This window comes from Haladaptatus sp. ZSTT2 (genome assembly GCF_037081775.1).
In the GTDB taxonomy this organism is placed as follows: Archaea; Halobacteriota; Halobacteria; order Halobacteriales; family Halococcaceae; genus QDMS2.
This window is the reverse complement of the sequence record NZ_JBAMHQ010000001.1, coordinates 1,706,599-1,725,730: the sequence shown is the minus strand read 5'-3', so window position 1 is coordinate 1,725,730 and position 19,132 is coordinate 1,706,599. Positions and strand designations below refer to the sequence as shown.

21 protein-coding genes are annotated in these 19,132 nt (G+C 63.2%); 14 read left to right on the top strand and 7 right to left on the bottom strand.

The window, feature by feature from the left end:
- Positions 1-15 precede the first annotated feature (15 nt).
- Entirely contained in the window at positions 16-1,320 is a 1,305-nt protein-coding gene (gene glmM / locus V5N13_RS09430) for a phosphoglucosamine mutase (protein ID WP_336360557.1), read from the bottom strand.
- An 81-nt stretch (positions 1,321-1,401) separates the two neighbouring features.
- Between glmM and rpiA the strand changes: the two genes are divergently transcribed.
- The gene (gene rpiA / locus V5N13_RS09425; RefSeq protein ID WP_336360556.1) at positions 1,402-2,091 is read left to right on the top strand and encodes a ribose-5-phosphate isomerase RpiA; all 690 of its coding nucleotides are present in this window, start codon (positions 1,402-1,404) and stop codon (positions 2,089-2,091) included.
- Positions 2,092-2,169: 78 nt separating this feature from the next.
- Here rpiA and V5N13_RS09420 read toward each other — a convergent pair whose 3' ends face one another.
- Positions 2,170-2,337: a DUF1931 family protein gene (locus tag V5N13_RS09420; RefSeq protein ID WP_332897651.1), complete on the bottom strand. Its 168-nt coding sequence runs from the start codon at positions 2,335-2,337 to the stop codon at positions 2,170-2,172.
- 129 nt (positions 2,338-2,466) lie between these two features.
- Here V5N13_RS09420 and larB point away from each other — a divergent pair, with 129 nt between their 5' ends.
- From larB to V5N13_RS09400, 5 genes are all read left to right on the top strand, one after another.
- A complete protein-coding gene (gene larB / locus V5N13_RS09415; RefSeq protein ID WP_336360555.1) occupies positions 2,467-3,237 on the top strand; it encodes a nickel pincer cofactor biosynthesis protein LarB in 771 nt (256 codons plus the stop codon).
- A 116-nt stretch (positions 3,238-3,353) separates the two neighbouring features.
- Positions 3,354-3,512, top strand: coding sequence for a DUF7563 family protein (locus V5N13_RS17160; RefSeq protein ID WP_442904922.1), 159 nt, complete (start codon positions 3,354-3,356; stop codon positions 3,510-3,512).
- A 110-nt stretch (positions 3,513-3,622) separates the two neighbouring features.
- Positions 3,623-3,859 (top strand): GIY-YIG nuclease family protein, encoded by a 237-nt coding sequence (locus V5N13_RS09410; RefSeq protein WP_336360554.1) that lies wholly within the window; start codon positions 3,623-3,625, stop codon positions 3,857-3,859.
- Positions 3,860-3,916: 57 nt separating this feature from the next.
- Entirely contained in the window at positions 3,917-5,290 is a 1,374-nt protein-coding gene (locus tag V5N13_RS09405) for a phosphoglucomutase/phosphomannomutase family protein (RefSeq protein WP_336360553.1), read from the top strand.
- A gap of 76 nt (positions 5,291-5,366) precedes the next feature.
- Positions 5,367-5,543, top strand: a complete 177-nt coding sequence (locus tag V5N13_RS09400) for a hypothetical protein (protein ID WP_336360552.1) — start codon at positions 5,367-5,369, stop codon at positions 5,541-5,543.
- A 3-nt stretch (positions 5,544-5,546) separates the two neighbouring features.
- Here V5N13_RS09400 and V5N13_RS09395 read toward each other — a convergent pair whose 3' ends face one another.
- From V5N13_RS09395 to V5N13_RS09385, 3 genes are read right to left on the bottom strand one after another with little or no spacing between them, the layout of a single operon-like run.
- A complete protein-coding gene (locus tag V5N13_RS09395) occupies positions 5,547-5,909 on the bottom strand; it encodes a GNAT family N-acetyltransferase (protein ID WP_336360551.1) in 363 nt (120 codons plus the stop codon).
- A complete protein-coding gene (samp2, locus tag V5N13_RS09390; RefSeq protein WP_332897645.1) occupies positions 5,909-6,106 on the bottom strand; it encodes a ubiquitin-like small modifier protein SAMP2 in 198 nt (65 codons plus the stop codon). Before samp2 ends, V5N13_RS09395 begins: the two co-directional genes overlap by 1 nt.
- A 39-nt stretch (positions 6,107-6,145) precedes the next feature.
- Complete coding sequence (locus tag V5N13_RS09385) at positions 6,146-7,240, bottom strand: bactofilin family protein (RefSeq protein ID WP_336360550.1); 1,095 nt, start codon at positions 7,238-7,240, stop codon at positions 6,146-6,148.
- Between the two features lie 146 nt (positions 7,241-7,386).
- Here V5N13_RS09385 and V5N13_RS09380 point away from each other — a divergent pair, with 146 nt between their 5' ends.
- A complete protein-coding gene (locus tag V5N13_RS09380) occupies positions 7,387-8,364 on the top strand; it encodes a replication factor C small subunit (protein WP_336360549.1) in 978 nt (325 codons plus the stop codon).
- Here V5N13_RS09380 and V5N13_RS09375 read toward each other — a convergent pair.
- Complete coding sequence (locus tag V5N13_RS09375) at positions 8,361-8,861, bottom strand: TspO/MBR family protein (RefSeq protein WP_336360548.1); 501 nt, start codon at positions 8,859-8,861, stop codon at positions 8,361-8,363. The genes V5N13_RS09380 and V5N13_RS09375 overlap by 4 nt on opposite strands.
- Before the next feature lie 353 nt (positions 8,862-9,214).
- On the opposite strand from V5N13_RS09375, the gene alaS reads away from it, so the two are divergent.
- The 4 genes from alaS (at position 9,215) to V5N13_RS09355 (ending at position 14,363) form a co-directional block, all read left to right on the top strand.
- Positions 9,215-12,001 (top strand): alanine--tRNA ligase, encoded by a 2,787-nt coding sequence (gene alaS, locus V5N13_RS09370; RefSeq protein WP_336360547.1) that lies wholly within the window; start codon positions 9,215-9,217, stop codon positions 11,999-12,001.
- Positions 12,002-12,053: 52 nt separating this feature from the next.
- Positions 12,054-12,818, top strand: a complete 765-nt coding sequence (locus tag V5N13_RS09365; RefSeq protein WP_336360546.1) for an alpha/beta fold hydrolase — start codon at positions 12,054-12,056, stop codon at positions 12,816-12,818.
- A gap of 81 nt (positions 12,819-12,899) precedes the next feature.
- Complete coding sequence (locus V5N13_RS09360) at positions 12,900-13,604, top strand: type 1 glutamine amidotransferase (RefSeq protein WP_336360545.1); 705 nt, start codon at positions 12,900-12,902, stop codon at positions 13,602-13,604.
- Between the two features lie 42 nt (positions 13,605-13,646).
- Complete coding sequence (locus tag V5N13_RS09355) at positions 13,647-14,363, top strand: CPBP family intramembrane glutamic endopeptidase (protein ID WP_336360544.1); 717 nt, start codon at positions 13,647-13,649, stop codon at positions 14,361-14,363.
- A 16-nt stretch (positions 14,364-14,379) separates the two neighbouring features.
- On the opposite strand, the gene V5N13_RS09350 is transcribed toward V5N13_RS09355, so the two are convergent.
- On the bottom strand, positions 14,380-14,847 hold the full coding sequence (locus tag V5N13_RS09350; protein WP_336360543.1) for a cupin domain-containing protein: 468 nt from the start codon (positions 14,845-14,847) through the stop codon (positions 14,380-14,382).
- A gap of 276 nt (positions 14,848-15,123) precedes the next feature.
- Here V5N13_RS09350 and V5N13_RS09345 point away from each other — a divergent pair, with 276 nt between their 5' ends.
- Genes V5N13_RS09345 through V5N13_RS09335 form a run of 3 tightly spaced genes read left to right on the top strand, consistent with a single transcriptional unit; the run spans position 15,124 to position 19,132 of the window.
- Positions 15,124-15,975: an electron transfer flavoprotein subunit beta/FixA family protein gene (locus V5N13_RS09345; protein WP_336360542.1), complete on the top strand. Its 852-nt coding sequence runs from the start codon at positions 15,124-15,126 to the stop codon at positions 15,973-15,975.
- Positions 15,975-17,471 carry an electron transfer flavoprotein subunit alpha/FixB family protein gene (locus tag V5N13_RS09340; RefSeq protein WP_442905095.1) on the top strand — a complete coding sequence of 499 codons (1,497 nt, stop codon included), beginning with the start codon at positions 15,975-15,977 and terminating at the stop codon, positions 17,469-17,471. The genes V5N13_RS09345 and V5N13_RS09340 overlap by 1 nt, the downstream gene beginning before the upstream one ends.
- A complete protein-coding gene (locus V5N13_RS09335) occupies positions 17,468-19,132 on the top strand; it encodes an FAD-dependent monooxygenase (protein WP_336360540.1) in 1,665 nt (554 codons plus the stop codon). The genes V5N13_RS09340 and V5N13_RS09335 overlap by 4 nt, the downstream gene beginning before the upstream one ends.

The window sequence follows — 19,132 nt, the reverse complement described above, 5'->3', positions numbered from 1 at the left end:
CGTGCCCGACTACGGTTACTGCGAGTCCGCGACGATGCCGGTCGCGCGCTCGAATACTTCGTCTGCGCGGGCGGGGTCGCGGGCCTCTGCGGTGACGCGGATGAGCGGCTGGGTGCCAGACGCGCGCAGGAGGAACCACGCGTCACCGAGGTCGACGCGGACGCCGTCTAAGGTTTGCACGTCGTCGAACTCGGAGAGCACGCGGGCTTCGATAGCCGCCATGAGTTCGTCTTTGCGCTCGACTTCGAGGCTGGTGCGGCGAATCGGATACGGCTCTAATTCGCCGACGCGCTCTGCGAGCGAGCGCTTGCTCGCGAGTTCGACGAGGCGAACCGCGGCGAGCGGGCCGTCCGGACACAGGGTTTCGTCGGGCCAAATCCACGCGCCAGAGGGTTCGCCGCCGAACACCACGTCCGGTTCCGTGGCGCGCTCTGCGACGTACACGTCGCCGACTTTGGTGCGCGTGAGTTCTGCGCCTTTTTCTGCGAGCAGGTCTGCGACGACGAGACTGGTGTCTACGGGCGCGGCGACCCGATCGCCCTCGCCTGCGGCGTCGAGTGCGAAGAGCGCGAGCAGCATATCTCCAGAGATAAAGTCGCCGTCGCCGGTGACGGCCATCATGCGGTCTGCGTCGCCGTCGTGGGCGATGCCGAGGTCTGCGTCGGAGGCCGCGACGAGCTGGCAGAGCGACTCGCAGGTCTCTGCGGTTGGCTCGCTCGGGCGACCGGGGAACCGGCCGTCCGGCTGGGCGTTCAGGGTTTCAACCTCACAATCGAGGCGAGTGAGGGCTTCTGCGGTGACGCCGCCTGCGCCGTTTCCCACGTCCACGATGACCGAGAGCGGTTCGTCGAGAGAGACGGCGTCGACGAGCGTCTGGATGTGGCGCTCTGCGCCGTCTTTCGCGTGGCGCTTGCCGAGGCCCTCCCAGCCGACGGGGTCGAAGTAGTCGTCGCGGATGCGTGCGGTGATGGCCTCGCGTTGGGCTTCGTCAAACGCCTGCCCGGAGGGGTTCCAGAGCTTGATACCGTTGTCGGGGGCGGGGTTGTGGGAGGCGGTAATCGAGACGCCTGCGTCTGCGTCCTCGCCCGCGACGGCACGGGCGACGGTTGGCGTGGCAGCGAGGCCGATGTCGATGACGTCGGTGCCGCTTTCTCGCAGCCCGGCGACCAGCGCATCAGTCAAAAATTCGCCACTTTCGCGGGGGTCGCGGCCGACGACGACGCGGTCGGCTTCGGCGGCAAGTGCCCGCCCGACGGCGAGTGCAAGGTCTGCTGTCACGACCTCACCGACGGGGCCTCGAATACCACTCGTTCCAAACATGATACTGGCGACGGAGTACGGAACCAAAAAGGGCGTGGCCGGCCGCGGTGCTTTTTGACACCCCACGTCTATGGTGGGCACATGAAAGCGACCGGTGGAAGCGATGACGCAAAGCGCCGCGCGGGCGAACGCGCCGCGGCAGAAGCCACAGACGGAATGGTCGTCGGCCTTGGAACGGGGTCGACGACCGCCTACGCGATTCGCGCACTCGGGCAAGCGGTGAACGCGGGCCTCGACATCCAAGGCATTCCGACCTCGTTTCAGTCGCGCCAGCTCGCCCTGAGCGCCGGGATTCCACTCACCTCACTCGATGCAGTAGACACCGTCCACCTCGCCATCGACGGCGCAGACCAACTCGCCGGTCGCCACTGCATCAAAGGCGGCGGCGCGGCCCACACGCGCGAGAAAATCGTGGATGCGGCCGCAGAGCGGTTCGTCGTCGTCGCCGATAGTACAAAGCAAGCAGAGACGCTCGACCATCCGGTTCCCGTCGAAGTCATCCCCGAGGCGTGGACCGTCGTCACAGACGATATTTCGAACAAAGTCGGCGGCGCAGCCACCCTCCGCGAAGCCGAGCGCAAAGACGGCCCCGTCGTCACGGACAACGGAAACGTCGTCCTCGACTGCGACTTCGGTGAGATACGCGACCCGGCCATGCTCGCACTCGACCTCGCCGCGATTCCGGGCGTGGTCGAACACGGCCTGTTCATCAATCTCGTCGATACGGCGTTCGTCGGCACGGACGCGGGCGTCGAAGAACAGCCGTTTTAGGCGGCGCTGGCGCTCAGAGGTGTGGGGTGTGAAAGAATGGTTGATTTTCCCCCAGAATGGGAGAGAGACTATCCGAGTTTAGAGGTCGCGCGGCTGGACCGTCTTACGGTCGTTCTCTTTGGCGCGGCGTGCGGCGTCTTCGAGAAGCTCTGCGACTTCCTCGTCGAGTGCGTCGTAAAAGTCGGACGCAACGTTCATGTCATCGAGCGCTTCCTTGACGGCGGCTTTGACGATCAGGTCTGCCATACGGACTTCTGTTTCCCATCACCGTTTATAAGGTTTCTCAAATGGACTCGGTGTAAGAAGGTCCCTACCCCCGACAAACCCCCGTTTCGAGTCGATAACTAGGTGCGCTTCGAGTGTAAACGAGGGGGTATGCGCGACATATTAGAAGCCGTCGCCGCAGGTGAGTTGAGCCCCGCGGCCGCGGAAGCCGAGTTAGCGGGGTATGCAACCGACGACGCCGGGCGATTTGACGCCGCCCGCGAGCACCGAAGCGGCGTCCCCGAAGCCGTCTATGGGACGGGCAAAACGACCGCTGAAATCTGTTCGCTGGTCGAAACTGCACTGGAAACGACGGGGCGAGCAATCGCCACCAGACTGACCATCGAAGACGCGAACGCGGTTCGTTCTGCGCTCCGCCCCGCATTCTCCGGGACACTCTCGTTCGACGAGCGCGCGGGCGTGCTCAGAGCGCACGCAGAAGACTTCGAGCGCCGTGACCTGGACGCGACGGTCGGTATCGTGACGGCCGGAACCGCAGACGGCGGCCCCGCAGGCGAAGCGGCGGCGATTGCGAGCGAGATGGGTGCGACCGTAGAACGCATCGACGACGTGGGCGTGGCGGGCATCCATCGGCTGTTCGATTCCTTAGAAGACCTGCGCGCGCTCGACGTGCTCATCGTGGCGGCGGGTCGCGAAGGCGCGTTGCCGACGGTGATTGCCGGACTCGTAGACGTGCCGGTGATTGCCCTGCCCATCGCCTCTGGCTACGGCGTCGGCGGCGATGGCGAAGCCGCGCTGTTTGGGATGCTGCAGTCGTGTACGGCGTTGACAACCGTGAACATCGATGCGGGCTTCGTTGCAGGGGCGCAAGCCGGATTGATTGCGCGACGGCTCCATTCTGCGAGGAATCGGCAGGAATAACCGGCTTTTGCCGGACTATCGTACGATTCTCAGGAGAATCGGGCAAGAATCGTGCAAGAGTATATCTACCTCGGCCGCGAACGATTCCTGCCGGTAGACAAGTGCCGGCGCGTATAATGCCAGAGTGCAACTACTGTGGCTCCCACGTGTCTGACCGCTTCGCTCGAGTATTTGCAGACGAGAGTGGACAGGTAAACGCATGTCCGAACTGCTCAGCGAACGCGGGAATTGCGGAGGCATCCAAGACCCGTGCGGATCGACAACCCGCCAGATAATCCGCGGATTCGTATCGACTAGAGACCAATTATTCGGCGCGTTTTCCTCCCTACCCCCCATTCTCATTCGCCGAAATCGCTACGGCTGTCGGTTTCGTTTACGCAACTAGATGCACTACGTCTACGTCGTCGAATGCGCAGACGGGTCGCTCTACACGGGTTACACGACCGACGTGGAACGCCGCGTCGAAGAACACAACGCCGGAACCGGAGCGAAGTACACGCGCGGACGTGGTCCCGTCGAACTCGTCCACACAGAACAGTTCGAATCGAAGTCGCGGGCGATGAGCCGCGAATACGAGATTAAACAGTTTTCCCGGACGCGAAAAGAGCGGCTGTGTGAGTGAGTAAATTCCCGACCCGGCAGCAGCGAGATTTTTCACCCCGCAGTCGGAGTGAAGCGTATGGACAAGATTTCATTCGGCACCGACGGGTGGCGCGCCACCCTTGACGTGTTCACCACCCCGCGCGTGCGCATGGTCGGGCAAGCCGTCGCCACCACCCTCGCAGACACGGGTGAAACGCGACCCGTCGCTATCGGCTACGACGCCCGGGAGAGCTCACGCGGGTTCGCAGACACGCTCGCAGACGTACTCACCGCGAACGGCTTCGACGTGGTGATGCCGCCGCGTGACTGCCCGACGCCGGTCGTCGCGTGGAACATCGTGGAGCGAGACCTCGCGGGCGCGCTCATGGTCACGGCGAGCCACAACCCACCCGAGTACAACGGCGTGAAATTCATCCCGGACAACGGCGCGCCCGCACTCCCGGCGGTCACGGACGAAATTGTCGCTAATCTCGCAGAACCCGAATCGCTTCCCGAAGCCGACCACGGCAGCGTCGAGGAAGTGGACTTCGTCGGCGCACACCGTGACCACGCCCTCGACCTCGTTTCGGGCGACCTCTCTGGACTCACGATTGCCTACGACGCGATGCACGGGAGCGGTCGCGGCGTCACCGACGCCCTGCTCGAAGCCGCCGGTGCGGAGGTCGTTCGCCTGCGGGACGAACAGGACGCGACCTTCGGTGGCACGCCACCGGAGCCAAATGCCGAGAACCTGCAGGCACTCGCAGTCGCCGTCGAATCGGGCGAGGCCGACCTCGGCGTGGCGAACGACGGCGACGCAGACCGCATCGGCGTCGTGACCGCAGAACGGGGCTACCTGAGCGCGAACCTGTTTTTCGCCGCCATCTACGACTACCTGCTCGAATCGGATTCAGGGCCAGCCGTCCGGACGGTTTCGACCACGTACCTTATCGACCGCATCGCAGAATCCCACGGCGAAGCAGTCGTCGAGACCGCCGTTGGCTTCAAGTGGGTCGCCCAAGCGATGCAGGATTCAGACGCGCTCATCGGCGGCGAGGAGTCGGGCGGCTTCTCCATCCGTGGGCACGTCCCCGAGAAAGACGGCGTCCTGATGGCGCTGCTCGCCGCCGTCGCAGAGTCCGAAAAATCGCTCGACCAGCGCGTCACGGACCTGCTCGAAGCACACGGCGAAATCCGGCAGAACAAGATTAGCCTCGACTGCCCCGACTCAGAGAAAGCGCGGGTGCTCGAAGCACTCGACGGCGACCTCCCCGAGACGGTCGCCGGGGTGAATGTCAAGGACGTGAACTCGAAAGACGGCTTCAAAATCCTCCTCGAAGATGGGTCGTGGCTGCTGGTTCGACCGTCTGGAACGGAGCCGAAACTTCGCGTGTATGCGGAGGCGGGCAGCGACGAGCGCGTCGCAGAGTTGCTTGAGGCAGGCCGAGAACTGGTCGAACCGCTCGTCTGAATCGGCCGGAGAGCGCCATTATTCGCAGACATGGCAGCACGATACAGTAATAAGCTCACACAGCGATTGAAGCGGAGTGAATCATCTGCGACTCCTGTTCGTCCTGTTTCTGGCCTATACGGCGCTCGCGGTTGGGTTTTTCATTGACCAGAACACGATTCAGGCAGGGGTTGCAGCGCTCGCGGCAGTTGGGAGTCTCTCGCTTCTGGTGTGGTACGTCAAAACCGGCGAGCGAACGCAGGCAAACTCCTGAAAGTTAGCGTCTGACGCCGCGAAACCGTCCCCCGCCGAGTGCTTCGATATCGAATCCCAGTTTTGCGTAGAACGGCCGATTTTTCGTGTCGAATTCCGCGTCTAACCGAGGCACGTCCTCGAGAGCGGCTTCCACGAGTCTCCGGCCAATGCCCTGCCCGCGGCGGGCGCGGCGGACGGCCACGGCGTCGATATGCCCACCAGAGCGGACGAGCGCACCTAAAAGTCGCCCGTCCTCCACGGCGACGAGTGCCTCGCGCGTGTCACACTTTTCGCGGACGGTGGCGGCGTCGATTTCGAGCATCGCGCCGTCTAAAATGGTCATCACCGTCGGCAGTTCTTCGACGGTGCCGGGCCGGACACGCATTATCCGCCCTTGATGAGTCGGAGAATCTTCACGCGCGCTGCGTCAACCGGTTGATCTTCGGGGACGAGCGAGCCATCGACTAACACTGAAACTTCGTGGACGTTGAGGCCCACCGCTTCCACGAGGTCTGCGTACGTGCCGTCTTCGAGTGTGACCTCGTGGGTGTCCTCGCCAACGACTTCGACCGTGACGCGCATGGCGTGAAACATGACCGGACGCGCCCTAAACGTGTCGCGTTAGGTCGGCGGCACCCACGAATCGCCCATGTCATCGGGTTCTTCGACCAGCGGCTCCGGTGGGGTCCGCTCGCCCCGGTAGGTGCGATACGCCGTAAGCGCGAGCGCCCCAAGCCCTAGCAGGAGGACGAGGAACGAGATGAGGCCCCCGACGAAGGGGATGCGCGCGGCTAAGGCGACGACGAGCAGGCCAAGGAACAGCGCCGCCCAGCGGTTCGGGTAGCCCGCAAAGTCGAGCAGCCACGTCCCGATGGCGAAGCGCCCGTAGATGGTGCCAATCCACAGGACGACGGCGAACAGGAAGATGCCCGCGAGCGAGAGCGGGATGCCGACGATGGTGAACAGCAGCACCACCAGGACGATTGGCACGCCAATCAGCGTGAGCAGACCCACGCCACCCGAGCGCAGCGGGGCGGTCGTCGCGGCTGTCGAAACCCGACCCGAGAACTTCGGGAAAACGAGCAACAACACCGCGCCGAGCAGGAAGCTCACGAGGAAGCCGTAGATGGTGAGCGTCGCGTCGAAGAAGCCCGTATCGGGCGTGTCAACGACCGGGCCGACACCGAGTCCAGCGTTGCGCGTGACCGCGCCGCCAACGGTGGCGTCAGGTGCGCGGTTGAGTTCGCCGTCGTACTCGAGGTTGCCCGCGATGGCCGCGGTCGAGCCGAGGACGATACTCTCGCTGTCGATGCGCGCGTCACCGGCGATTTGGCCGTTCACAACGGTCGAACCGGAGCCGGATTCGAAGTCGCCGCCGACGGTCGCCTCAGGCCCGAGCGTTGTCGTTCCACCGTAGGCTCCCACGTCGCCGGCGACATCCCCGTTCACCGTGATGGTGCCCGCGAAGGCAGAGACGGAGCCGGTCACCTCACCGTTGATGACGACGTTTCCCGAAAACACGTTTACGTCGCCGTTTACGACGCCGTTGATGACGACGTTGCCAGCGAAGATGTCGAGGTTGTCGTTGATGGTCTCGCCGGCGGCAATCGTCACGTCGCCACCGGTGCGCGTGTCAGCCGCGACGACGCCCGGTATCGCTCCGAACAGGACGATGAGCGTGAGCAAGGCCGCAAGGATGTGTCTGTGTGTTCCCACCCGTACCCTCATGGTAGGTAAATGTACGCCAGAAGAGACGATAAAGTGCGTTGTGTGCAATACAGAGTCTCACCCGGGCTGGAACGTCCCTTCGACCCCACCTGAGTCTCGGAGCGTTTACAAGCCGATGGCCCCTCACTTCGGCCATGAGCGAGGCGGACACTGAATCGCGAGCCGGACGCGAGGAAATCTGGATCGAGAAGTATCGCCCACAGACGTTAGACGACGTCGTGGGCCACGAGAACATCGTGGGACGGCTCAAGAGCTACGTGGCGAAAAACGACCTCCCCCACCTCCTGTTTTCGGGACCAGCAGGCGTCGGGAAAACCACCTCGGCGGTCGCCATCGCCCGCGAACTCTATGGCGACGACTGGCGCGAGAACTTTCTCGAACTGAACGCCTCGGACGAGCGCGGCATCGACGTGGTGCGCGACCGCATCAAGAACTTCGCCCGCGCGAGCTTCGGCGGCTACGACTACCGCGTCATCTTCTTAGACGAGGCAGACTCGCTGACCTCAGACGCCCAGTCCGCCCTCCGCCGGACGATGGAGCAGTTCTCGAACAACACGCGCTTCATCCTCTCGTGTAACTACTCCTCGCGCATCATTGACCCAATCCAGTCGCGGTGCGCCGTCTTCCGCTTCGCACCCCTCGACGACGAGTCCGTGGCTGCACAGGTGCGCATCATCGCAGAAACCGAGGGTATTCCGGTTACCGACGAGGGCGTCGATGCCCTCGTCTACGCCGCAGATGGTGACATGCGAAAGGCCATCAACGCATTGCAGGCCGCCGCGGTCATGGGCGAAGAAGTGAACGAGGAAGCCGTCTTCACCATCACCTCGACCGCCCGCCCCGAGGAGATAAAGGAGATGGTCATGAAGGCGCTCGACGGCGATTTCACCGCCGCGCGCTCGACGCTCGATGAGTTGCTCACCGAAAAAGGGCTCGCGGGCGGCGACATCATCAACCAACTCCACCGTTCTGTCTGGGAGTTCGGCCTCTCTGACAAGGACGCCGTGCGCGTCATGGATCGGATTGGAGAAGCCGACTACCGGATTACCGCGGGCGCAAACGAGCGCGTCCAGTTAGAGGCGCTTCTGGCCTCGCTCGCGCTCCACAACTAGTTGAGCCGCCAGATTTCGTAGTTGAGGAGCGCGGCGAACGACACCCAGAGCAGATAGGGCACGAGCAACAGCGCCGCGCGGCGGTCGACGCGGTCGAACAGCGCGATGGTGGCGACGATGGCCGCCCAGAGCGCGGCGATGGTGACCAGCCCGAGAAACGGCGATTCGAGGCCGAAGAACGCCGCAGACCACCCGATATTGAGCGCAAACTGGAGGGCGAACGCGGCGAGGGCGACGCGCACGGCACGTCTGTGGAAGCCGCCGCGCCAGACGAGCCACGCGCCAGCGCCCATGAGCGCAAAGAGCGTCGTCCAGACCGGGCCAAACACCCAGTTTGGCGGGTTGAACGCAGGTTTGGCGAGGGTTGCGTACCACGTGTTGATTTGCGACGCGGTGAACACGGTTCCGAGCGCGCCGAGGAGTTCTGCGCCGAGAATCGCTCCGGCGAGGGTGCTGTACGGGCGTCGGACCGGGAGCGACGAGTGAGAGACGTCCATGGTGACCAGTACGTGCTCACGGGTTTTGAGGAAAGGGGAGAGAGGTGGGAAAATACCATGTTCCACGGGAAGGGGGTGGGGGAACCCGCTTTGCCTGTGGCCACCTGGTGGGTGGAGGAGTTCCCGCAACCCTGCGTGACACAAACACGATATGACGATACGCGAATTCGGGTAACTCCCAGTTAGACGGTAACTATTGGTAATGTAAATACCCGAGGTAAGCAGGAGGTGAGTGAGTTACGCCGGGTGACCGCGCAGTTAAGCCGCCTGACGGGCGCTACCTGTCGATTTGTCCACTGTTGAGAGAGTATGCGGAACTGTTTTACGCGCACACAGGCCAGTTGTGGACACGAATGAGCGACCTCGAAGCGGAGTATCGTCTCGAATATTTCGAGACGGAGGACTTCCACCGACTGGAGTGCTCTGAGTGCGGGGCGCACTTCTGGACGCGAGATGGGTCTCGCGAGACCTGTGGTGAGCCGCCGTGTGCTGAGTACAGTTTCATCGACAACCCCGGGTTCGACGGCGAATACACCTTAGAGGAGATGCGCGAGGCGTTTCTCTCGTTTTTCGAGACGAACGACCACACGCGCATCGACCCCTATCCCGTCGCCGCGAACCGCTGGCGAGACGACGTGCTGTTGACCCAAGCATCAATCTACGACTTCCAGCCACTCGTCACGAGCGGGCAGACGCCGCCACCGGCGAACCCGCTCACGATTAGCCAGCCGTGCATCCGGATGCAGGACATCGACAACGTGGGCAAGACGGGCCGCCACACGATGGCGTTCGAGATGATGGCCCACCACGCCTTCAACGCCAAAGAGGAGGCGGGCGACAAGTACGCCTACGAGGGCGAAGTGTACTGGAAATCCGAGACGGTCGAGTACTGCGACAAGTTCTTCGAATCGCTCGGCGTCGACCCCGTCGAGATCACCTACATCGAAGACCCGTGGGTTGGCGGCGGCAACGCCGGACCGGCGTTCGAAGTCATCTTCAAGGGCGTCGAACTCGCCACGCTCGTCTTCATGTCCTTAGAACAGGACCCGGAGGGCGACTACGAGATGAAAGACGGCAACACGTACTCCGAGATGGACACGTACATCGTGGACACCGGGTACGGCTTAGAGCGCTGGACGTGGGTCAGTCAGGGCACGCCGACGGTGTACGAAGCCGTCTACCCCGACATGATTGCGTTCCTCAAAGAGAACGCGGGCATCGAACTCACCGCAGAACAAGAGGACATCGTCCACCGCGCCGCGAAGCTCGCGGGGCACATGGACATCGACGAGGCAGAGGACATGGAGTCCGCCCGCGACAACATCGCAGAGCACATCGGCGTCTCCACGACCGAACTGACCGAGTTGATGGAGCCGTTAGAGGACATCTACGCCATCGCCGACCACTGTCGGACGCTCGCGTACATGCTCGGCGACGGCATCGTCCCCTCGAACGTCTCGACGGGCTACCTGACGCGCATGGTGCTGCGGCGCACCAAACGCCTCGTGGACAACGTCGGCATCGACGCGCCGTTAGACGAACTCGTGGATATGCAGGCAGAACGCCTCGGCTACCGCAACCGCGACACCATCCGCGACATCGTCCGGACGGAAGTCGAGAAGTACCGCGAGACGCTCGAACGCGGCGGTCGCCGGGTTCGCCAGCTCGCAGAAGAGTACGCAGCGCGCGGCGAGGCCATCCCGACGCGCGAACTCATCGAACTGTACGACTCCCACGGCATCCAGCCGGACATGGTCGAAGAGATTGCCCTTGACGTCGGGGCAGACGTGAACGTCCCAGATGACTTCTACAGCCTCGTGGCCTCGCGCCACGGCGGCGAGCAGGCCTTCGAGGACGAAGACGAGCGAGAAGAATCGGCAGAAGACCGCCTCGCCGAACTGCCGAAAACAGACCGTCTGTACTACGAAGACCAACAGCGCACCGAGTTCGAAGCCGTCGTCATCGACGTGTTCGAGCGCGAAGACGGCTACGACGTCGTCTTAGACCAGACGATGTTCTACCCCGAAGGCGGGGGCCAGCCAGCAGACCGCGGGTCGCTCTCGACCGACGACGTGAGCGTCGAAGTCACCGACGTGCAAATCGTCGATGGCGTCGTCCTGCATCGCACCGACGACGACCCCGGCAAGGGCGAATTCGTCCGCGGGCAGGTCGATACGACCCGTCGCCGCCGGCTGATGCGCCACCACACCGCGACCCACGTCGTGATTCACGCCGCGCGCAAGGTGCTCGGCGAGCACATCCGACAGGCCGGAGCGCAGAAGGGACTCACCTCCTCGCGCATCGACGTGACCCACTACAACCGCATCACGCGCGAGCAGGTCAAGGAAATCGAACGCCTCGCGAACGAAATCGTGATGGACAACACGCCGGTCAAACAGGAGTGGCCAGACCGCCACGACGCAGAGAGCAAACACGGCTTCGACCTGTATCAAGGCGGCATCCCACCGGGTGAGAACATCCGTCTCATCTACGTCGCAGACGACGTGCAGGCGTGCGGTGGCACCCACGTCGCTCGAACCGGCGACATCGGGGCCATCAAGATTCTCACCACCGAGCGCGTCCAAGACGGGGTCGAGCGCCTCGTGTTCGCCGCCGGTGACGCCGCCATCGAGGCGACCCAGGAGAACGAAGATTCGCTCTACGAAGCCGCAGACATCTTCGACGTGAGCCCCGACGAAGTGCCCGCGACCGCAGCGCGCTTTTTCGAGGAGTGGAAGGGCCGCGGCAAGCAGATAGAGGACTTGAAAGAACAGCTCGCCGAGATTCGCGCCAGCGGCGGTGCGGGCGGCGAGGAAGTCGAACTGGGCGACGGCGCGGTCGCCATCGTCCAGCGCATCGACGCCGACATGGACGAACTCCGCGCGACCGCGAACGCCCTCGCAGAAGACGGGAAGATTGCCGTCCTCGGCAGTGGCGCGTCGGGTGCACAGTTCGTCGTCGCCGTCCCCAACGGCGTGGACGTGAACGCCGGTGAGGTCGTTGGCGAACTCGCCCGTCGCGTCGGCGGTGGCGGTGGCGGCCCCGCAGACTTCGCCCAAGGGGGCGGCCCAGACGCCGACAAGCTGGACGACGCCTTAGACGAGGCTCCCGAAGTCCTGAAAAGCGTCCTGAACGCGTAACTCGGGCTTCGCAGTCGCTATTCTCTTTATCTTCGTCCCCCGAGTGCCAACCATGGAAGTCACCACCGCAGACGGCACGACGCTCGTCTCCAACATCGCCGGGAGCGGCGAGACGGTCGCGCTCGTCGGCGACGCTGGCTACGGCGCGTGGCAGTGGGGCTGGCAGCACGCCGCCCTGACCGGGCCGTTCGAAACGCTCGTGTACGACCACCGCGGGACGGGGCGCTCGGATGTGCCGCCCGGCCCCTACACGGTCGAAACGCTCGCAGACGACCTTGAATCGGTGTTGAAAGCCCACGACGTGCGGAAAGCCCACCTCGTCGGCGCGGGTCTTGGGGGGATGGTCGCACTCGACTACGCCCGGCGCTACTCGCGGGCGCGGTCACTGTGTCTGATTGGGACGGCCGCGAACGGTGGGGACATCGACACGACGCCGCTTGCTGCGCCGCGCGACGACCCGGCGGCGCTCCGAGCGTCGCTCAGGAACGCGCTGTCGCCCGACTTCTTCAGTGAGCAAGACACCACCATCGACCAGTTGGTCGAGTGGCGCACAGAAGACGCGACGCAAGCGGGGTGGGCCGCCCAGCAGGCCGCCATCGAGGCGTTCGATGCGGGCGCGCTCTACGAAATCACGCTCCCGGCGCTTGTCTGCCACGGGACCGCCGACGCGGTGTGGCCCGTCTCAGGAGGCGAACAACTGGCCGAGGGCTTGCCGAAGGGCGACTTTTTCCCGCTCTCCGGCGCGGGCCACCTCTGTCACGTCGAGCACTCACGGGTCGTCAACGACGAGGTGCTCGGTTTTCTCGAAGCACGATAATCAGCGGCTCGGGCGCACAAACGCCCGGCAGAAACCTTGGGGAGCGTAACGCACTAAACGCTTGCTCTCATCTAGACAGTAATGACTCGGCTTCGATTCGCCCTTTTAAACGCCGCTCACGACGACACGGACACGAAGCGCAACTTCCGGCGCGAAGTGGACGCAGACCTCGTGGAGTTTCACGCCACCGAAGGCAGACTGCCGGACAGCTTTGACTTCGATGGCTTTCTCGTGACCGGGTCGCGCTCGTCTGTGTACTGGGACGAAGCGTGGATTCAACCCCTCAAAGACTGGGCGCGCGAAGCCGTAGACCGGGGCCTGCCCGCCCTCGGCGTCTGTTACGGCCACCAACTGCTCGCCGACGTGCTCGGCGGCACCGTCGAAGGGATGGGCGCCTATGAAATCGGGTATCGAGAGATCACGCACCTCGACAACACGCCGCTGTTTGCGGGGATCGATGAGCACTTTCTCTCGTTCACCTCACATCAAGACGCCGTCACGGAACTCCCACCCGGCGCAACGCGCACCGCAGAGAACGACTACGGCGTCCACGGCTTCCAGTTGGGCGACAGCTTCGGCGTCCAGTTCCACCCCGAATACGATATGGAGACGGCGAGACTGCTCACCGAGAGCAAAGACCTGACCGACGAGAAGCGCGCCGAGGTCATGGGTGGCATCACCGAGGAAAACTACGCCCGCGCCCAGCAGGCGAAACTCGTCTTCGAGAACTTCTGTGACTACGTCCGCGAGGTCAAGGACATCCCGCGCGCACCGGCCCGTCGGTAGGAACGACCGACTAACTAAGCCCGAGTCGCACTTTTTACGGCTATGGCAGTCCGTTCACCAACTCCCGTGAGACACCTCGGTGGCGCGCTCCTCATCACCGCCGGGGCGTTCGTCCTCAGCGTGGCGCTCTCGTTGCCTGCGCTCTTTATCTCAGCGGAGACGCTTCTCGGGTTCACGATTATCGTCATCCTCTCTGAACTCGGCTTTGCAGCGGCTGCAGGCGTGTTCCTCGTGGTCGCCCACCACCGCCTCGACTACTTCAACCTCCACTGGCCAGCGCGACGCGGGTACGTCGCCATCGTCGCCGGGACGGTGGGCCTGCTCGTCTTCCGATACCTTTCGTTGCTCCTCATCTTCGCCCTCGGCCTTCCCGTCGCGGGAAACGCCATCGTTGACCCCGCCCTCGACGGGTTTCGCGACACGTTGCTCGTGTTGGTTCCCCTCTCGATTTTGGTGATTGGTCCGGCCGAGGAATTGCTGTTTCGCGGCGTTCTCCAGCGGTATCTCACCGAGTCGTTCAGCACGGCGAGCGCCATCGCGCTCACGAGTCTGTTGTTCACCCTCGCCCACGTCCCAACGTCACTTCTCGCCACGCCCGACCCACTCGCTGTGGGCGTCGCGGGCGCGGTGCTGTTCGGGATTTCCGTCCTCCTCGGCGTTCTCTACGACCGCACGCAAAATCTCGTCATCCCGATGCTAGTTCATGGACTGTACGACGCGGTTCTGTTCGGGACGGCGTACGTGGTGCTCGGGTTCTAAAAAAACGGCTCGCAGATTACGTGTACCGGCCGGTCTGTGCGCCACATTCGAGACAGACGGTGACGAGGGCGTCTTTGGTCTCGACCATCTCGATTTTCTGCGGGGTGCGCTCGCCACAGTCCTCACAGTCGCCGTAGAGATCGATTTCGGTCGATTCTTTGGGCGACCCGATGGCGAGGGCGACGACGCGCTCGTCGGTGTGGTTGAACCCCTGTTGGTGGTCGCCGGGGGCAAAGCGGATGGCCTCGCCTTCCTCGACGGTGACCTCGCCGTCGTCGGTTTCGAACGTCGCCGTACCCTCTTGGATGTAGAACACCTCTTCTTGGTCGTGGTGGCAGTGATAGCCGAAGGCGAAGCTCTCGCCGGGGGCGAGTTCGAAGTAGTTGAGCGCGAGGCCCTCGGTTTCGAGTGCCTTTGCGACGGGAACCCGGCGGCTTGCCGGACTCATTCGACGGTCTAACTCGTCGATACGAACCTTTTGCATGGGTGGAACGCGGGTGCGGAGCGATAAAAGTCCTAGCCCTCGTGTTTTTTGCCTGTCCAGTAGTCGGCGGCGGATTCGGGTGGATTCGTGTGGTTTCTCAGTCCAGGCTACGTCGCGCTCATTCACCGAATCCAAGGGAGAACGACGTGGAGACGCGCGAATCGGATTTTGGAGAGGGGTGAAAGTGGCACCCGCCAGTCCAATTGGCGGCCCGACATAATAATAAACCATGAGGTAGGAGTAACATGGGACGAAGAGTCACGAGGTTCGATATCAATGCACTCAATTGTTCTTACGAAAGGCGTCCCCGACTTCAGAGAGGGACAGGTCTCTTTTAACGAGGAGGGACACCTCGAACGGGGAAAGACGCCGACGGTGATGAATCCGAACGACAAGTTCGCACTGGAGGCGGCGATGCAGACAAAAGTCAGACACGGCGGCCGTGTCAGCGTGATGAGCATGGGGCCACCGGGCTATCAGGGCATCCTCATAGAAGCGATGCGAGACGTCTACGCAGACGACCTGTATTTGCTCTCAGACCGCGAGATGGCCGCCTCTGATACGTGGGCGACTGCGATTACGCTCAGCGCGGGCATCGAGAAACTCGGTGAGCCAGACCTCATCTTTGCGGGGTTCAAAACCGCAGACGGTGAGACGGGCCACACCGGCCCCCAGACAGCGTGGTGTCTCGACTGGCCGATGATTACCCACGTCATCGCCCTCGACGTGGACGAGGAGGAAAAACGAGTTCGCGCAAAACGTCTCGTCGAAGGCGACATCAAGGAGGTAGAGACCGTCGAGGTCGACCTGCCTGCGTTCATCGTGATGGACCCCGAGTTCGAGCCGAGCTATCGACGGGCCGAACACCGACTCGTGTTCAAAGACCTACGCCAGGAGACCCAAAAACGCGCAGAGAATGCAGAGAACGCGATTACGGTCTGGGACCACGTCGCGTTGAACTTAGACCCGAACTTCATCGGGCTTGATGGGTCACCAACCATCGTGTCCTCGGTCGACCCGATTCCGAAAGCGCCCGCAGAGCGCGAGGCGACGATGGTCGAAGCGACGGACATGGAAGGGATGAAAGAAGTGTTTGACGTGATGGACGCGTTCGCAGCGGGGGACTAATCATGGCACTCGACCCATCCAACCACACAGTTCCGGAACTCGAATCCGCACTCGCGGAGATAGACGACGCGACGGCGCTAGCCGAGATGCTCGAAGCCGAAAAAGACGGGAAGAATCGAACGACCGCCATCGCCGCCATCGAAGCGCGCATGGAAGCGGTTGGCGGAGCAGAGGACGAAGCCGAGGCCCAGGACGAGCCGGAAGGGGCGAAAGAGCGACCGGAAGCCAAGCGCGCCATCGATGTCATCGAACTCGCCGAGGACTTGCCCGACGAACTCGAACACCCCACGGTGGACAAAAAACACGTCCGCGCGCTCGTTGGCGGCACCTACCGCGACATGTGGGTGTACTGCGAGACCCAGGCGGGCGAACTCATCGACGTGTCGAAGGAGATGCTCGGGAAGGCGCGCGAGCTGATAGACGAGTACAACGACGACTACGACGCGGACGAACGGGTCGTCGGCGTCGTCATCGGTGACAATGCGAGCGACCTCGCAGACGACGTGATCGCCTACGGCGCGGACGTGGCAATTTACCACGAGGACGACCGCCTCGAACGCTTCCAGCACAAGCCGTACACCGAAATCGTCTCGGACATGAGTCGGGGGGACGCAGACTGGCGCGACTACGATAAACCGCGATACTTCCTGTTCCCGGCGACGAACAACGGCCGCGACCTCTCTGCGATGGTGCAGGCCGAACTCGACAGCGGGCTGGCGAGTGACTGTTCTGACCTCTACATCACGGACGAACTCATCTCGAACCCCGTGAAGACGGGCGAGCCCGGCGTGAAAGTCGAGTTCGAGCGCGTGTTGCACATGAAACGCCCCGACTTCAGCGGATTCGAGTACTCGACGATTCTCTGTCTCGACAACCCGACTCGGGAGTTCCACCCGCAGGGCGCGTCGGTGATTCCGGGGAGCTTCCCCGTCCCTGAGGCGGACGAAGACCGGGTTGGCCTCATCGTCGACCACAGCCTCGAATTACCCGACGAGTGGTTCAAGGTACATGTCACGGAGTTCAACCAACTCGACGAGGGCGTCGACCTCACTGGCCGCGAGGTCATCGTGGCGGTGGGTCGCGGCATTGGCAAAGACCCGACGAAGGGAATCGAACTCGCGCTCGACCTCGTCAAACAGTTCGACGACGCAGACCTCGGCCTCTCGCGCGGGGTGGTGACGGCGTCGTACAAGGTCGGCGGCCACGTCGAACAGTACGTCGCAGAGGAGCGCCAACTCGGTGAGACCGGACAGGTGGTCGCGCCGCCGCTGTACATCGCGGCTGGCATCTCCGGGGCGATTCAGCACAAAGTCGGCGTCGACCAGTCGGACACGATTATCGCCATCAACACCGACTCCGACGCGCGGATTCGAGATTTCTCCGATTACTTCATCGAGGGAGACCTGTTCGAGGTGCTCCCGCAGTTGACCGAGGCGCTCGAAAGCGGCGAATTGAATCTGAAAGCACTCGCGGACGGACGCGGTGACGCACAATGACTGAGTACGAACACTACGAAGCAGTCGTGGTCGGCGCTGGCCCCGGTGGGGCGGCAGCGGCCGCGGTGCTCGCACGAAACGGTATCGAAACACTCGTTTTAGAACGCGGCGTCGACGCCGGGTCGAAAAACGTCTCAGGCGGCCTCCTCTACGCGGAGGAATCTGCCCCCTACACGATTGACGACCTGTTCCCCGACTTCCGCGAGGAAGCCGCAGAACGGCCCATCACGGAGTACCACCTCCACAACATCGCTGGGAAGAAGGTGAAGTCGTTCGACATCACCGACCTCCACGAACACGACACCGAGTGGTCTGATGCGGTGCTCCGCCGCAAGATGGACTCGTGGCTCGCCGGAAGAGTCCACGAGATGACCCGCGAGACCGGTGGCGGCCTGCTCACCGGCGTGCGCGTAAACGGCCTCTTGCGGGAAAAGGGGAAAATCGTGGGCGTCACCTGCGACGAACTCGACCCCATCACCGCAGACCTCATCGTCGCCGCAGACGGCGTGAACTCGGAACTCGCCCGGCAAGCCGGGTTGATGGACTGGGACGAACCAGAAGAGTGGTTCCAGGGCGTGAAAGCGGTCGCAGAGATGCCCGCAGACGTTATCGCAGAGCGGTTCGACATTAGCGAGAACGAAGGGATTGCCCACCTGTTCTCGGGGAACCTCTTTGGCAACGTCCGCGGCGGTGGCTTCCTCTACACCAACCAAGAGTCGCTGTCGATTGGGACGGTGTTCCACTTGGACTCGCTCATGGAAGAGCGCGCAGAGCCCCACCAGTTGCTCGACAACCTGCTCACCCACCCGCTGCTCGCAGACTGGCTCGGCAACGACTACACGGAACTCGAATACTCCGCAAAACTCGTCCCCGACTCGAAGAAGGTGGCTCACACGTCACCGTTCAAGGACAACCTCGTGCTCGTTGGCGACGCTGCGGGCCAGATGCAGGCCCAAGGGCCGATTATCAAGGGCATGAACCACGCCGTGACCGCAGGCGCGCTCGCCGCAGAGGCGTTCGCAGAGGCGCGCGCCCGCGGCGACATCGAGGCAGTTGGCCAGCGCTACACCGACAAACTCTACGACGAAGGCGTGATGAAAAAGCTCCGCCCGCGCGGCTATCAGGTGGCCCGGCGGGTCGGCGAAAACGGCCCGGCAGAGGGCATTCTCGATGGCTTGCTCACCTCGCCGGTGGGTCGCCTCGGCGTCCGTGCGCTCGGTGGCCGTCTCGAAAAACTCTACTCTGCGCCGTCGCTGTCGATGATGGTGCCGGACACCCAGACGCCGTACGTCACGCTACCGACGGTGATTGCAGAGGAACTCGGGACGCGTATCAGCACCGAGAGCGAGGTCACGCCGCCGTCGCTCGCAGACCGGATTGGCAACCTCACCTACGACACGGACGTGGGCAACCCGCACATCAAACTGCTCGACAACTCACTGGAGGCGAGCGGGGCGGCGGTCACGGCGTGTCCGGTGAGCGCGATGGACTTCGGCGGTGGCTGTTACCGCGAGGAGACGATTATGGTGGACGGAAAAGAAGAGCGCATCGTGAGCCTCGACACCCAGCCGTGTGTCGAATGTGGCACCTGCGCGGTGGTCGCAGAGACGAAGTGGGAACACCCACGCGGTGAGAAGGGCGTCGAGTTCAAGTGGGGCTGA

Excerpts from the sequence above, each read along its gene's own strand:
- glmM (WP_336360557.1), bottom strand. The coding sequence starts at position 1,320 with ATGTTTGGAACGAGTGGTATTCGAGGCCCCGTCGGTGAGGTCGTGACA.
- rpiA (WP_336360556.1), top strand. The coding sequence starts at position 1,402 with ATGAAAGCGACCGGTGGAAGCGATGACGCAAAGCGCCGCGCGGGCGAA.
- V5N13_RS09420 (WP_332897651.1), bottom strand. The coding sequence starts at position 2,337 with ATGGCAGACCTGATCGTCAAAGCCGCCGTCAAGGAAGCGCTCGATGAC.
- larB (WP_336360555.1), top strand. The coding sequence starts at position 2,467 with ATGCGCGACATATTAGAAGCCGTCGCCGCAGGTGAGTTGAGCCCCGCG.
- V5N13_RS17160 (WP_442904922.1), top strand. The coding sequence starts at position 3,354 with ATGCCAGAGTGCAACTACTGTGGCTCCCACGTGTCTGACCGCTTCGCT.
- V5N13_RS09410 (WP_336360554.1), top strand. The coding sequence starts at position 3,623 with ATGCACTACGTCTACGTCGTCGAATGCGCAGACGGGTCGCTCTACACG.
- V5N13_RS09405 (WP_336360553.1), top strand. The coding sequence starts at position 3,917 with ATGGACAAGATTTCATTCGGCACCGACGGGTGGCGCGCCACCCTTGAC.
- V5N13_RS09395 (WP_336360551.1), bottom strand. The coding sequence starts at position 5,909 with ATGCGTGTCCGGCCCGGCACCGTCGAAGAACTGCCGACGGTGATGACC.
- samp2 (WP_332897645.1), bottom strand. The coding sequence starts at position 6,106 with ATGCGCGTCACGGTCGAAGTCGTTGGCGAGGACACCCACGAGGTCACA.
- V5N13_RS09380 (WP_336360549.1), top strand. The coding sequence starts at position 7,387 with ATGAGCGAGGCGGACACTGAATCGCGAGCCGGACGCGAGGAAATCTGG.
- V5N13_RS09375 (WP_336360548.1), bottom strand. The coding sequence starts at position 8,861 with ATGGACGTCTCTCACTCGTCGCTCCCGGTCCGACGCCCGTACAGCACC.
- alaS (WP_336360547.1), top strand. The coding sequence starts at position 9,215 with ATGAGCGACCTCGAAGCGGAGTATCGTCTCGAATATTTCGAGACGGAG.
- V5N13_RS09365 (WP_336360546.1), top strand. The coding sequence starts at position 12,054 with ATGGAAGTCACCACCGCAGACGGCACGACGCTCGTCTCCAACATCGCC.
- V5N13_RS09360 (WP_336360545.1), top strand. The coding sequence starts at position 12,900 with ATGACTCGGCTTCGATTCGCCCTTTTAAACGCCGCTCACGACGACACG.
- V5N13_RS09355 (WP_336360544.1), top strand. The coding sequence starts at position 13,647 with ATGGCAGTCCGTTCACCAACTCCCGTGAGACACCTCGGTGGCGCGCTC.
- V5N13_RS09350 (WP_336360543.1), bottom strand. The coding sequence starts at position 14,847 with ATGCAAAAGGTTCGTATCGACGAGTTAGACCGTCGAATGAGTCCGGCA.
- V5N13_RS09345 (WP_336360542.1), top strand. The coding sequence starts at position 15,124 with ATGCACTCAATTGTTCTTACGAAAGGCGTCCCCGACTTCAGAGAGGGA.
- V5N13_RS09335 (WP_336360540.1), top strand. The coding sequence starts at position 17,468 with ATGACTGAGTACGAACACTACGAAGCAGTCGTGGTCGGCGCTGGCCCC.